The organism is Leptothoe spongobia TAU-MAC 1115, from assembly GCF_018739885.1.
GTDB classification, from domain to species: Bacteria; Cyanobacteriota; Cyanobacteriia; order Phormidesmidales; family Phormidesmidaceae; genus Leptothoe; species Leptothoe spongobia.
This window is the reverse complement of the sequence record NZ_JADOES010000030.1, coordinates 21,300-35,835: the sequence shown is the minus strand read 5'-3', so window position 1 is coordinate 35,835 and position 14,536 is coordinate 21,300. Positions and strand designations below refer to the sequence as shown.

The 14,536-nt window shown below is 48.5% G+C and carries 8 protein-coding genes; all 8 read left to right on the top strand.

Features of this window, described 5'->3' with window-relative positions; translation table 11 throughout:
* The first annotated feature begins 2 nt into the window (after nucleotides 1–2).
* The 8 genes from IXB50_RS14620 (at nucleotide 3) to IXB50_RS14585 (ending at nucleotide 14,368) form a co-directional block, all read left to right on the top strand.
* A complete protein-coding gene (locus tag IXB50_RS14620; protein WP_215609718.1) occupies nucleotides 3–1,991 on the top strand; it encodes an ATP-binding protein in 1,989 nt (662 codons plus the stop codon).
* Nucleotides 1,992–2,124: 133 nt separating this feature from the next.
* Nucleotides 2,125–4,488, top strand: coding sequence for an HET-C-related protein (locus IXB50_RS14615; protein ID WP_215609717.1), 2,364 nt, complete (start codon nucleotides 2,125–2,127; stop codon nucleotides 4,486–4,488).
* Between the two features lie 94 nt (nucleotides 4,489–4,582).
* Entirely contained in the window at nucleotides 4,583–6,061 is a 1,479-nt protein-coding gene (locus IXB50_RS14610) for a hypothetical protein (protein WP_215609716.1), read from the top strand.
* A 217-nt stretch (nucleotides 6,062–6,278) separates the two neighbouring features.
* Entirely contained in the window at nucleotides 6,279–7,775 is a 1,497-nt protein-coding gene (locus IXB50_RS14605) for a hypothetical protein (protein ID WP_215609715.1), read from the top strand.
* A gap of 142 nt (nucleotides 7,776–7,917) precedes the next feature.
* Nucleotides 7,918–8,685 (top strand): eCIS core domain-containing protein, encoded by a 768-nt coding sequence (locus IXB50_RS22175; RefSeq protein ID WP_246564526.1) that lies wholly within the window; start codon nucleotides 7,918–7,920, stop codon nucleotides 8,683–8,685.
* A 79-nt stretch (nucleotides 8,686–8,764) separates the two neighbouring features.
* Nucleotides 8,765–11,554: a serine-rich family protein gene (locus tag IXB50_RS14595; RefSeq protein ID WP_215609714.1), complete on the top strand. Its 2,790-nt coding sequence runs from the start codon at nucleotides 8,765–8,767 to the stop codon at nucleotides 11,552–11,554.
* A 214-nt stretch (nucleotides 11,555–11,768) separates the two neighbouring features.
* On the top strand, nucleotides 11,769–13,574 hold the full coding sequence (locus IXB50_RS14590) for an eCIS core domain-containing protein (protein ID WP_215609713.1): 1,806 nt from the start codon (nucleotides 11,769–11,771) through the stop codon (nucleotides 13,572–13,574).
* Complete coding sequence (locus IXB50_RS14585) at nucleotides 13,574–14,368, top strand: HEAT repeat domain-containing protein (RefSeq protein WP_215609712.1); 795 nt, start codon at nucleotides 13,574–13,576, stop codon at nucleotides 14,366–14,368. The genes IXB50_RS14590 and IXB50_RS14585 overlap by 1 nt, the downstream gene beginning before the upstream one ends.
* The last annotated feature ends 168 nt before the right edge of the window (nucleotides 14,369–14,536 follow it).

Genomic DNA, 14,536 nt, shown 5'->3' with positions numbered 1-14,536 from the left:
TAATGGCAAGCTGGCACGAAGCAAATCAACAATATCTTTTAGCCGCCATTGGTCAGGTGCAACATCAGTTAGCCCAAGCCTGTGATCCCCCCGCAGATGTAGCCACATTTTCCAGAACATCAGAGGTTACCTTTCCCGAAGGAGAGGCGGCCATAGAAACCCTCTGCCGTCGCTTTAAACTGTCCACATTTGAACGGGCACTGTTGCTGTTGTGTACCGGTATGGAGCTCAGCCGTACCCTGGCAGATCTTTGCGCTCAACTGCAGCAAGGGGCACAACATCCTACCCTGGGGCTGGCTCTCTCCTTGTTGCCAGAGGCCCACTGGTCAGCCCTTTTACCCGAAAGCCCACTGCGGTATTGGAAACTGATTGAGCTCCAACCTGGTGCCGAACTCACCCAGTGCCCCCTCCGTATCGATGAACGCATTCTGCACTACCTGATGGGGATGACGTCCCTGGACGATCGTCTCCGAGGAATTATGACAGCGTCTGGAACAGCATCATTGATCCTGCCAGAATCTCATCAACAAATGGCTCAACAGGTGATGTTAACAGGCCTACAGGACACAGCTGGGCCAGTGGTACAGCTATGTGGCGAAGACAGTGCCACCAAGCTTGAGATCGCAACTGCCGCCGCCCATTCCCTTAACCTGGACCTACGAATCATTGCTGCCGAAACACTGCCAACGGAACTGTCACAGATGAAACTGTTGCAGTGTTTGTGCGAACGGGAGGCGCTTTTGAGCGGGGCCGTGCTTGGGTTGAATTGCGATCGCATCCCCAGCACCATTACTGGAGACGGCTACTTCGCCCAGCTCAACCTGATGGTCGATCGACTGATCGAAACCTGTCGGCAGCCGCTGCTCATCCTCAGCCGTGACCGTCGCCCCCAGCAGCAGCGCCCCTTGTTAACCTACGACATTTATCCCCCCACCGCCGACGAACAACGTCAGCTATGGCACAGCACCCTGGGCGAAACAGCCGTCCACCTCAACGGCCATATTGATCGTCTTGTCTCCTACTTTAACCTCAGCGCCCCCACCATCCAAGCCACCTGCGCCAAAGTCCAGCGTCTCCACTCTCCCTCCCCCACTCCCCCACTCCCCCACTCCCCCACTCTCCCCAAACTCCTCTGGGACACCTGCCTCTCCCAAGCCCGCCCCCGCCTCGGCGATCTGGCCCAGCGCATCGAAACCTTCGCCACCTGGGATGATCTCATCCTGCCAGAAAAAGAAAAACAAGTATTACAAACGCTCACAGCCCATGTTCGTCAGCGTAGCAAAGTGTACGAAGAGTGGGGCTTTTCTGGCAGGAGTCGCCGGGGGCTAGGCATCAGTGCCCTATTTGCTGGTCAAAGTGGCACCGGTAAAACCATGGCTGCCGAAATTATTGCCAAGGAACTACACCTGGACCTCTATCGCATTGACCTTAGCTCGGTGGTCAGCAAATATATCGGTGAGACCGAAAAGAATCTCCGGCGTGTGTTTGATGCCGCTGAAACTGGTGGCGCTATTTTACTTTTTGATGAAGCCGACGCCCTATTTGGTAAACGCTCCGACGTTAGCGACTCCCACGATCGCTATGCCAACATGGAAGTTGCCTATCTATTACAGCGCATCGAAGCCTATCGCGGTTTGGCTATCCTCACCACCAACCTAAAAGACTCAGTGGATCAGGCCTTCCTGCGGCGCATTCGCTTTGTCATTCAATTCCCCTTTCCCGATGCCAAACAGAGAGAAGACATCTGGCAACGTATTTTTCCATCAAAAACCCCCACAAAGGACTTACACTATCGCCGCCTGGCTAAGCTCAGCGTGGCCGGAGGCAACATTCGCAACATCGCCCTAAATGCAGCTTTTTTAGCTGCAGATGAGGACACCCCGATAGAAATGAAACATATTCTACTGGCTGCCCAAAGTGAGTATATTAAGCTAGAGCGCCCCTTAACCGACAGTGAGGTCAAGGGCTGGGTAGCCATCGAACAGACTTAAAGATAAATCATATTCCTAGTTGGGAGAAATCTATAACTTTCGATCACTACGGCTCCATGGCCATGCATGTCACCCTATAGGGGCTCATCTCAGAATGCGCTTGCTGAAAAGCCATTTCTGGGGGCACCCCATTATGAGTAACCGTTTCCATCTCCACAAAAAAACGACCGTTCAAGGTGGTGGCGCACCTACGAATCATATAACCGTTCGTCCATTTGTAACAGAAACAAAATCTGGGCCAGCCCAAGCAGCACGTCGGCTAGATACCAGTTTGATGCCACAGTTAACGCTGCAGCCCAGGCTAGAGAAAAAACTCCAGACAAAATCTTTAGTCCAACCGTTGCCTAACATTAGCCATGCCAACGTAGGCCTGATTCAGCGGGGTGAAGCCCATGTGCATCAGGGCATTGAAGAAAGCGCCGTACTCGACTCTGGCAAGGGAGAAAGCAGTCGAGACGAAACCATGGAGATGTATGCAGGCAACTGGATGCGGGATTTCTCCCAGTTAAATCTGCCCAGAGCCCACAAACTGGCTAGACAACTGCCTAAAAACGTCAACGATCCACAGGGAGCAAAGATTGGAGCCGCAGGGGCAGAAGATATTATCACGGCTGTGATTAGGTCACTGGCTTTCTTACATTTTGGCACCAAAATCACCAACGAATTGGTCACTTCTGAGAATATTGGGGTATACACCCCCGAGCAACATGTGGATAACCCCATGGGCACCACTGCTGCCGATCATTTAGTTCGAGATAGCGAATCAGGTCTCTTGAGAGAGGGTAGGCAGCAGGTTTCGAGTCAGCTAGTTAGTGATGATATAGACCGAGATGAACAGCTTGCGGGTAAAGCATTTCCGGGGTCCCAGGTTGAAAATCCCGACCTCTATAAGGTGAGCGATGCGGGCTTGGGTAAACATATTTACAATGCTATCGAATGGACTAAAGAACAACTGTGGCAATCGGTTTCAGCGGGGGAATCACCCACTGGGCGTATGCGCTTAGGGTCGGCATTACACGCCGTAGAAGATTATTTTGCCCATTCGAATTTTGTCGAGGTTGCGCTCAATTCAGAAATTGGTCGCGCTGTCAAAGCTCGAGCAGGCAATGCCGCATTTTCCCCTGAGTTCCTTAAGCAGGCCCAAGCGGAAAAATCTACCGGGAATAAACAGGTGGATGGGGCCTATGTGGATACCCTATATGATGCCAAAACTCCAAAAGGTAGAATGGCCGTCACTACTGGAACAGCAGGTTCTGAAGATCTAAAGGTGAGCGTTGGTCAGATTCTGCTACCCAAGCTTCCTAAGTTGGTGGAAATTAGCGATCGCAAAATCGATGAGGCATTTAACCTGGTTGAGAAAAATGAGGGAAATTCCACCTGGGAAGAGATTGAAAAACAGTTGAAATCCCAAGATAAAGATACCGCAGAAGGCGCGGCAACCTTAGAGATTATCAAAGCCTTAGATCGACATATTCAAGTCCCCGTTCACGATATTTGGTTAACGGGGTGGAGCATACCGCTTACCAATCGATTTATCCCCACCGGGTACGAGACCAGTGAATCATCGGCAGGTTTAATATCGGCAATTCAGCATTATATGCGGCTGCACAAGCGCATCATGAAGCGGATTGATGAATTTGAGACCGTGGTTAATATCCTATTCCCAATTACGTTACTACTGGATCTAAAATCTCGTATTGTCGAGTGGTTTAAAGGACAGATCAGCAAGTTAAGGGATGAAATCAAACGACGCAAAAATGAATTTATCCTCAATTTAGCTGCAGATATTACCGGTGTTGATGCAAAAGAAGCGAAGAAGCGAGGTTTAGATTGGTTGGTTCACCAGGCTGCCCATGAAGGGATAGAGCACACCAGAGGTAATACGGCCATCGCGGCTCAACTGGAGGACATTAAAAATAAGAAGGATCCAAATACCCTGGCATCTGCCTATGGCATTGAGAATGGCGAAGCTCAGTACGCATTTCCCCCTTCCCATTCAGAGATTAGCAAAGACCATCCTCCCCACCATGAGGACTCAATGTTCTCTGGAGTAATGACCCATTTGAAAGCCAATCAATCTGAGTATGATGTGGGCGAAGGATCCTTGTTCTATCGGCTACATCGTCAGTTGGCGATCGAAGCTGACAAACATATTATTAGTAAAACCCAGGAAGCTTGGGATGAAAAATCCAATGCGAATTCTGCAGAGGCGTTAAGAACGAACCCCCACCTCAGTACTGAGGAGATCACTAAACAGGCCCGTCGTAATCGAATACGTGAAGAAAAACGGGCTAAGAAAGAAGGCAGGATTTCAGAGTCCTACGGGTTTGCAGGTCAGCATGTGGAAGACTTAATGTCTTTAGTCGATTTCTTTATTTCTCACCCCGACGATACGTCTTGGTGGCGGCCAATTTTGAGTAGCTATGTAAGCGCAAACGAGCCAGAAGTGATCAAGCATATTAGGCAACGTAACCTGACTCGGGGTAAACGACATTAGAGAAGCTGAGGGAGGTAAACAGACAAGTCAGCGCTTGCGATCGCAAAAGCAGTAAGCACATTTTCTGAACTACCATTACTGAATTCACCAGGCCATGAGTAATCGTTCCTATCGCCGTACCAAGGTCCCTATCCACAGTAATCGTGTGCTTATCCCTGCAAATCAGCTACAGGTGCGCCCGTTTGTCGTTCAGACAAAGGCTTTATCAACAAAAGATTCCAAGCAAACAAGTCGATTGGATACAGGGCTGATCCAAAATTTGAGTCTGCAGCCGAAGCTAACAACGTTAGCGTCCGGAAATAAAGACAAGCAGAAAACGGATTTTCACCCGGCTACATCCTCAGAACTCATTCAACGATTTGACCTCTTCGATACAATTTCAGAAGGCATTGATACAATTTCATCCCATGTCGGAAAAGCAGCAAACTGGGCACTGGATAGCATTGTTTCCTTAATAAAACCCAAGTACGCCTATGTAAAAAGTAAGGATTGTACTTTGCGATCTCCCCCACCGGACCTGAAGTCCTATGGAATATCCATTCCACGCAATACCCAGCTAAAAATCCTGAAAACAGCAACGGTAAAAAGTGGCAAGAAAGAAAAAGAATATGCCTATGTAGAAGAAATACTGCCTGATGATTTTGTCGGGCCAAGGCAGTATCAGGGTTGGACATTATTGTCTAACCTGACTCAACTTGATAAACCCACCACCTTTAAGCTGCAATCCTCTTACCAGAAATTTGCTAATAAAGTGCTGGTTAAGGCTAAAGTCGATCCTAAAACCTGGTTTTCTAATTTCAGGCATACCACTTTCCTGGGCAGACATACAGCTACACCCATCCACAAAGAATTAGCAGACCAATTAAAACGTGCCGAAAAGACATTGGTCGCTTCCCACAGCAATGGCACTGGTAGTCCCGAAATTGCAGGCGACAATCTTGGCCTTTCCCCTAAGCTAGAACCGATAAAAGGCGCACGAAAACATGCCACGAGTGCGTCTCGATCGATGCACTTCTTTGGACTGGCCATTGATCTAGACTATACCGCCAATCCTTTTATTAATGAGTCTGAGAATGACCGGGATGCCATCAATGCAGTTTTTCCACGGGCATCTCTGTTGGTCCATGGGAAAGCAATGAAATACCAAAAAACAAAATCAGAAGATACGGAGGAACAAAAAGCAGAAAAGCTCAACAATATTTTCAAGCTTGATAAAACCTTAGAAACCTATTTTTCCTATATCGATAATGACAAACAGCTAAATGCTCGTCTGGCTGCAGCAAGCACTGCCGGTACGAAATTCTGGAAGGATCAAGATTTCTCCAAAGCTCGCAAACGCATCAAAGAAGACCTGAAATGGGTTGTCGGTGTTTGGCGAGCAAAACGGAATAAGAAAAGCTATACAGCATTAGTCAAACAAGGCGGATTTACAAATTTTGAAAGGGCTTTGGTTGATGGCATCGGACTACATTGGGGTGGCACCTATGGGGATATGATGCATTTCGACATGCGCAACACAGGCACAGGCGCTATCATTGCCGAAAAACGCCATAAGGTAACAGCACCTGAGTAAAGCTCCTTGACCACCTATAGGCTAGATCTATCACTTTTGTGAGTACTGTCGTTTAGTAGCTTATGCCACAATATGGGTGCCTAGACTCCCTAAGCCTCTGCCTTATTGAGCTAAGCATCTTCTGGCTATGAGTAACTGTTCCTGTGTTCGCACCAAAGCCTCTGCCCTAAAGAGCAGCTTCGTTCCTAGCAATCAAGTTCTGGCACGTCCCTTTGTAGTGCAAAAGAAGCCTGAGGAGCTTCAGTTAGGTAATCATAGGTTTAACCATGCACCTCAGTTGGATACACACCTTTTACAAAATCTAGGCATTCAGACCAAACTCACTATCCAACGCCAGGAAATACCGAAGAAGGACAACAAACTGCAAAGAAAGGCCCTGACGGGACCCATCGTACAGACAAAATGCGCGGCCTGCGAAGCTGAAGAACGCCTTCAAGAACAGGGTATTCAAACACCAGAAGACGCCAGTCTAACTGTTGACCAGTCAGTAAACCTGAATCAGCTAAAAGAAAATCGTCTGATTCAAAGTAAACAAGGTACAGGTAAGTCAAAAGCAGCCTCTAAAAAAGGAACTAGTGCAGCTAAAGACATTCATAGCTATTACCCAGGCAGTAACGATTGTGCCTGTTTAGTCCACATCCACAATGATGAACGAAATTCTAAAATTGTGGCTCACCTATTAAATCAAGGCTGTGGCTACGGCTTGATTGATGTGAATGGAAGTAGCAGTACTGGCTCAGGTAAAGGTAGACATCTCAAATCTCCCCTTAGAGTCATTAAATCCTTACCTAAAAAGGGAGTCATGAGAAATGACCCCAATGAAATATTTGATAAAGAAGTTATCGAACACTGCTCTGGTTCAACGGCAACGGCCCCAGGTGCAGGCAAGGTTTCCTATGGACCAATATGTAGCTTATATGGCGATCTGAAAAAATGTAGTAATGATTTTAGCAAGCCTGTTGTTACATTACACAACAACAGGAAAATCACCCAGAAGCCAAAAGAGAGTGATAAAAAATTTAAGAAGAGAGCTGAAAAAGAATCCACTAATATTTACAGATGGGGCAAGTCTTCGGCCATAGAATCAGCCTGGGCTGGAGATTCTAAAAATATAGACAGAGTGATTTGGACATCGAATCCTAAAGACTATGACAGACTGTGGATTGCGTCAATCATCCGACAATTTAGGGGAAAACCTGGATTAAATCCAGCACTACAGAAAAACCCGTTTAACAAAGATACCGACCTCTCTACGCTGTTTAATTTCATACCTGAAATTTCCACAAAAGAAAATAAGCTCCTGATCGAGGCAACGGCTAGAATACTGCATAAGAAAACCGGTATTCCCTTCAAAACCCTGGTGACTCTTTTGAGTAATTCGTATCAGAAAGCTAAACAAGAACAGATACGCTACATCAACATAGAAACAGAACATACCCCAGGGGTTTATGACCAAAGTCTGGCAAAGGTCAATCTTGAGTTTGCCCATGATGTCCTTGGTTCCCTTGGTTTATGGTGCTGTGACGGCTTGTCCTTGGGGAACCTGGGAAACACCCTTGATGTTAAAGATGTTGCTGATGAATCTCTCCTTCGAGAGCAGCAGAGCAAAAAGCTGCTCCTGGAGCGAATGAAAGTATTCTCAGAAAAGTTAGAAAGCCAAGCAAAAGCTCTGTTTGGGACACTTGGGACACTTGGAAATATGTTTTCTCTTTAATGAGATAGGGGTGCGATCTCACACCACAAACAAACCCATAACTAACTTTTGACAGTACCGTCCTCAATGCATATATGGCACCATATAAGGGCCAAATTTCAGGACCTATCTGCCGCACTGCCGTTGCTGAGTTTGCCAGACCATGAGTAACCGTTCCTATCTCCGCACCAAAGCTCCCGCTCAAAATAGTAGCGAATTTGTCCCTACTAATCAGGTCCAGGCTCGCCCGTTTATCGCCCAAGCCAAGGCATTGGACCCACAGCAAGCAAACCGGTTTGATACAGGGCTCATACAAAACTTAGGGTTGCAGCCCAAGCTAACCGTCGGCGCACCAGGGGACAAATATGAGCAGGAGGCAGACAACGTTGCCGCCCAGGTAGTCGAGCAGATAAATTCACCCCAGGCTCAACAGCAATCGGTGCAACGAGAGGCCATGCCCGAGGAAGAAGAAACGCTGCAACAAAACCCTCTAGCTGATTCTATTCAGCGGCAGGAAATGCCAGAAGAAGAGGAACTACAAGCGAAGCCACTGGCTGATTCTATTCAGCGGCAAGAAATGCCTGAGGAAGAAGAGGAACTGCAGGCTAAACCTGATCTTCAGCGACAAGGCGGCGGTGCAGCCGCACCCCAGGTAGAAGCAACTATTTCTGGAGCAAAGGGCCAAGGTCAACCGCTTTCAGATAATGTACGGGGCTCGATGGAAGGAGCTTTTGGCACAGATTTTGGTGGCGTGAGAGTGCATACAGATGAACGTTCCAATCAGCTCAATACATCGCTACAGTCCCGAGCCTTTACAACTGGCCAGGATATTTTCTTTAAGCAAGGTGAGTTTAGTCCAGGCAACCGAGGTGGTCAGGAGTTATTAGCCCATGAGTTAACCCATGTGGTGCAGCAAAATGGCCGCAAGTAAAATCGGGAATTGATTATGATTCCGCGTTCTCTGCTCAGGACGCAGTAGATTCTACTGGGCCATCTAGAGGATTATTGTCGTGCCCATTCGACGCCGAATGCAAAAGCAAACTGATTCAACCTGGCCATCTGCATCCCACCAGGCCAAATCACCGCCAAATAGTAAGCATGACAGCCCTAATGCGGGTCACAAATCTAGTCCCCTACAAACTCGTCCGTTTATTACCTCAGTCGAACAATCAACTCAATCAACCACAGGTCTGAGCTTACAAGCACAAAGCCAATCAACGCAGTTTGACCTCACGCAGTTCAACCTCTTTGCCAATCATTCTTCTCAACTAAATCCAGCAACGTCTACAGCACAAGCAACATATATCCAAAGAGAGTGCGGTGTTGATGAAAGTTGTCCTGCCGGGATGGAATATGCCTCTAGCTGGGATAATAACGACCCGACTTCGTCCCATAGTGGTAGCGTCAATGCCAGTGGTAACCTGTCCTACGGATATTCCTGGGGACAGCAAAACACCGTGGGCATCGACAACGATACCTACATGAGCACCTCCTCTGGCTACAATGCCGGAGCATCTTTCAATCCCAATAATGGCCAGGTAGGTATCACGGGGGGATATTCCCAGTCCACCCAAATTGGCGAGCAAACCGATACCCGAGGTGTCGGTGGTTCTGGCTATCTAGATTTTAATTCCCGTGGCGAATTAGAAGGGGGTGGCGGTACTGCTAATGTCACCGCCAACGGTACCTCCATAAACATTGGGGGTGGCATACTGGTCTCTGCGCAACCGCCTCGATTAGATACCGACGGTCGCTATATTGTTACCTGGAAGCGGGAATATACCGTTAGTGCCGGGGGTGGTCACACCAACGCCAGTGGGCGCGGCGGCAGCGCCAGCTATGGAGGAAAAGAATCCACAACCGGCTCGCGAAAATTTGACACACAATCTGCCGCCCAGGCTTTCTACGATGGTGGTGTTTGGGCATCTCTAGACCCTGAGGATGCCAGCCAGCTACAGGCAGGTGACCAGATCTCTCAGACCGATAGTGACCAGATTACTGGAGGTGCCTCTGCCCAGGCCATGGGGTTGACCGTCGGTGCCAACATCACCGTTGGTGACAGCCACAGCGTCGAAGTCACAGGTTTAGGCAATCAGCGCGTCAGTGTGAAAGTCCTCGACAGCAGTATCCTGGGCGGAGCTCTTAGCTTAGGAGCCCCTGGCGTCTCCATGACAGGTGGCCTACAGTCCACTGATAGTAACGGCTATATTGTTACCTTTGACCTCAGCACTGCCGCTGGCCAAAGCGCTTTCCAATACTTAACTCGCCAGGGTCAACTTCCCCCTGGTGGGCGAGGTTACACTTTAAAGGCCAATATTGAGGGCAGTCAAACCGAAGAATCATCAGGATTTAGCCTGGCAGGCACCTCTGTTACCAACAAAAATACAACCTCAGAAACCACAACTACTTACGCCGCCGATCAGCGCACCGTAGAAGAGCGAACTGGGGCTGAATCCTCTGGAGTAACAGTGCCCTTTTTAGGCTCGTTCTCTGAATCTGATCAGTTAACAGCCACCGATGATTCAAGTGCCAGTAACCGCACCTATTCTGTTAGCTCTAACGTGAACAGCAGTTCAACCGAAGATGTTAACAAAGAACTGGCCCGTTCCACAGGCGTCCATTTTAATTCTGTCAGTAACGAACTAGCCAATCAGCAGTCCCGTCGCTGGACCGTCACCTCTAGCTTTAGCCAAGCCCAGATTGAACGGTTAGTGCGAGAGATTCGTCGAGGCAATTGGAATCACCATTCACTGATTTATGAATCGGGTGATGGCGCAGATTTTGCTGCTGAAGTCCGAGCCGCAGGAGATGACTGGGATCGGATTGATCGCGCGCTCACCGCATTTGTCTCTGAAACAGGCGATAGTGGCCTCGATTTAATTCGTAGCACCCTGGGCATTAGTCCACGGTATAGCCTCACACTACAAGGCGATCCATATATGACCGGTGAAGCGGGTCATACGGCCCTTGCCCAAAAGCTTCGTGGGTGGACCACCCGATTAGACAATCAAACATCCCCTAGGGAAGTGGGTGCACAAATTGCCACTGAGTTAAGACAACAACGCACTCGGCTAACAGCCATTAGCGATCCAGAACGATATCCCGATTTACCCAATGAGCTACGTGGACAGGAGATGACACGTACTGAGGGAGAGATCGCTGAATTAGAGACATTACAGACCAGAGCTCGCGACCTGGTGCAGCAGAATAACCAGTCCGATCAGATGATGTCAGTGGATCCGAGCCTGGATCCCACGGCCAACTCCTGTGAAATGACGGACGCACAGGCGGTTAGCTTAGAGTGGGATGCCATTAATGCCTTTGAAACCCGTGTCACCAATAAACGTACCGATTGCGCTGACATGGGGAACGATGCTCGACGGGCCCATTGGATCCATAGGGGAGCCTACACCCAAGGTCCACGCTCAGCCTATGAAACCTGGGGAGAACGGCACTGGTATGGCGATGATGACCATGCAGCTCAGTATGAGAGTGCCAAGTCCGCTTTAGATAGTGGGAATAGTGCTTGGCAAAAAGCAGAAGAGCTATGGGGAGACTATCGAGCAGCCAAATCGCGATTAGAATTTACGGAACCGGCACAGATTGTAGGGACGTTGGATTCTACCCTGGGTGATCAGCTAGTCAAAACCTTCAACAAGTTTAGTTTGGCCCGTGGGTTGTACCAGACGGCCCTCCGTCGTTACGATACTATCCGTGAAGCCCATCCTGAGGCCGTTAACAATCAGTTCTATGCCTATACCCATGGTCATCAGCTACCTGATGAACTGAAATTGGAGTAAGGGGCTGTTAAAAAATGACTTCACGTTTTGAAACTGAAAGCCTCACTAAATAAATGCTTTAGCAGGTAGAACCATAAGCTTATTTTTTAACGAGCCATAAGCCCAACCAAAATCCATCACTTTTGTGAGTACCACGGTTCAATAGTTTGTGCCAGGCTTATGGGATACCCGTTCTCATCTACCTATGCCTTGCTGAATTAAGGATTGTCTGGCCATGAGCAACCATTCTTCTGCCCCTACCAAAGCCCCTGCTGCTGCCAGTAGCTTTGCTCCAAATACTATGGCTCAGGCACGTCCTTTTGTAGTGCAACAAAAGTCTGAAGAACAAAAGCCAGGTACTGGATTTGAGCAGTCAGCCAGGTTAGATACCAACCTTTTACAAAATCTAGGTATTCAGACTAAACTCACCATCGGTCAACCAGACGACAGATACGAGCAAGAAGCCGATCACGTAGCCGCACAGGTAGTAGAGCGTATCAATACTCCTCAGGTTCAGCAATCTTCTATCCAGCGACAGCCCCTGCCAATCGCAACAGATAGTCTCCAGATGATGTCTCACATTCCACCAGGAGTCAGTAATCATTCCCCAGGCAATCTAGAATCATCAATTGAATCAGCTCGTGGACAGGGGCAGCCCCTTGGTAGCGATGTGCGTGGGTCTATGGAACAAGCCTTTGGCACAGATTTTGGCAGCATCAGAATTCACAACGATGCCCAGTCTGACCAGCTCAATCAATCTATTCAAGCCAAAGCATTTACAACAGGCCAAGATATTTTCTTTAGACAGGGAGCCTATCAGCCCAAGAGTCCGGATGGCCAGGAGCTGTTAGCCCATGAATTAACCCATACGATTCAACAAACAGGCACCACGCAACGACAACTAATCCAGCGCGCCATCGATCCTAGCTACCCTGTTACCCATGGCAAGTTTGACGTAACCACCACGACAGGGGGCTCCAACTTACCCATTACCATTAGTTTTGATCCGGCTGTCACAGCCCCCTACTCCAACCAGATTGGCCTGATTCAAATTGTGAAGTTAACCGATACCAACGGTAATAATATCGAACCAATCTCCTTGCCGACTGCCCGTGGAGCCAGTTTACGGACCACAGATAATGCCGCCGCTGGGGTTGAAGGAGGGTATTTTACCGATGTGTTGCACAATGATGCACCCGCGACGGGAGGTGCTGGCACCAATGCCCCAGCAGACAGTGCACTCCCTCCCCAATATCCATTTGGTAATGATGCAGCTCAGCCTAACCCGGCGACTCCAGGACTCTCTCGACCCAATTCTGGTGGTGGCAGAGGCGCAACGGTAGGTTACAAACGTTCCAACGATCCAGCCGATATCAAAGCCGCTGAATTAACCGATGCCCCCGGATATCCAACCGTTAACCCAGCCAACACCGATCTCGACTTTGAATTTGAAACCGTTGCCAAGGGCGAAGATACCATGACCACCTTTGGCGCGCTCAAGTGGAGCTTTGGCATCCGTGCGGGTGTGGTCACCAATGAACAGGCCTCAGTAGAGGATTCTCAGTCTGACACCTTTGATGCAGCCCTGGAACTCCATCGAGATTTCTATGTGCATGAGCCCGTTATCTTCTACTTTGGTTTCGATAGCGACCAGTTAAATGGTACTGAGACAGCTAAGATTGATACTTTTCTTGAGTATCTACGCCGATTCCCTGATGTCAAGGTAACTGCTACAGGTTCTGCCGATATGCGTGGAGGCGCTTCTCAGTACAACTTAGATCTCTCTCTAAGCAGGGCAGAAGCCGTTACCGATGCCCTCCGTGACAAAGGTGTACCCGAGTCTCAAATTGAAGGAATAACCATTGGCCAGGGAGCAACAACGGACTATACTCCAGACGCAACCACTGACCAAGACAGCGAAGCCAACCGACGAGGAAATCGCAGAGTGGTATTGACCTTTGAGCACGTGCCAGCTTCAGGAGCGGGAGCAGGCTCAGGAACGGGAGCAGGTTCAGGAGCGGGGGCAGGAGGTACTCCCTGATGAGGCAAGTACGGATCGGACTCGTCTTAACCGTATTAGTTTTGAGCTGTTCTGCCAGATCCAATAGGGCTCAATATGCCGATCCGCCTCAGAATCCCTCTATCCCAGAAACACTTACTCCAGAAACATCTGCATTAGAAGAAATAGACCCTAATCCCAGTGACAACAAGCATTTAACTATGAACCTTCAAAATGCATCTAACTTATCCATGTTTCAGCTTCAAGAACGGCTTTACTCAAGCGATCAAACCGTCAGCGGTTTAGCATTGGGAGAGTTAATTCGTCGGGGTGAACAAGCAACTCCTGTACTGCTAGAAGCGTTAACACACGAAAATCCTCGCACCCGTCGATTAGCAGCTGAAGGTTTACAGGAAATTGCTGACCCTGCTAGCGCCGATGCGTTATTTCAAGCCACCCAGGATATCAATGGTGAAGTTCGTGCCCGTGCAGCCATTGCTCTTTATACGTTAGGCGATGACAGAGGTCTAGAAGCCTTAGTCGCTAACTTAAATGATTATCCTGATATCTTGCACTCTCCATACACAGCCTCCATGTATCCACTGATGAAAGGAGGTCAAGAAGTTTTACCGTTAATCGTTCCCCTTCTAAGGTCTGAAGATCAGCTGACCCGTGAACGGGCATTTTTAATTGTTGAAGCTGTGGCTACCAGACTACCAGAAGTGGAAAACTGGGAGAATTTATGGCGCAGTCTAGGTAGTTATTCACCAACTGCTCCACAAACAGAGCGAGATACGGCAGCTCAGCAATGGGAGAATTGGTTGGAACAACTCTAAAACACAACTTTAAAGTGAGAGAATAGCTGTCTTATTCTATCGATACGACAAAGGTCTAGAACATTTAAAATTGCTGTCTAAAGTCAGTATCAAAATCTATACAAGTTACAGACAATGGGACAAGCACTACCATGGCTTATTTTGGACTATTTTGGGTCGTCTAGCGGG

Bases quoted from the DNA above. Each gene is read 5' to 3' on its own strand.
- IXB50_RS22175 (WP_246564526.1), top strand. From the start codon at position 7,918: ATGAGTAACCGTTCCTATCTCCGCACCAAAGCTCCCGCTCAAAATAGT.
- IXB50_RS14615 (WP_215609717.1), top strand. From the start codon at position 2,125: ATGAGTAACCGTTTCCATCTCCACAAAAAAACGACCGTTCAAGGTGGT.
- IXB50_RS14610 (WP_215609716.1), top strand. From the start codon at position 4,583: ATGAGTAATCGTTCCTATCGCCGTACCAAGGTCCCTATCCACAGTAAT.
- IXB50_RS14620 (WP_215609718.1), top strand. From the start codon at position 3: ATGGCAAGCTGGCACGAAGCAAATCAACAATATCTTTTAGCCGCCATT.
- IXB50_RS14585 (WP_215609712.1), top strand. From the start codon at position 13,574: ATGAGGCAAGTACGGATCGGACTCGTCTTAACCGTATTAGTTTTGAGC.
- IXB50_RS14590 (WP_215609713.1), top strand. From the start codon at position 11,769: ATGAGCAACCATTCTTCTGCCCCTACCAAAGCCCCTGCTGCTGCCAGT.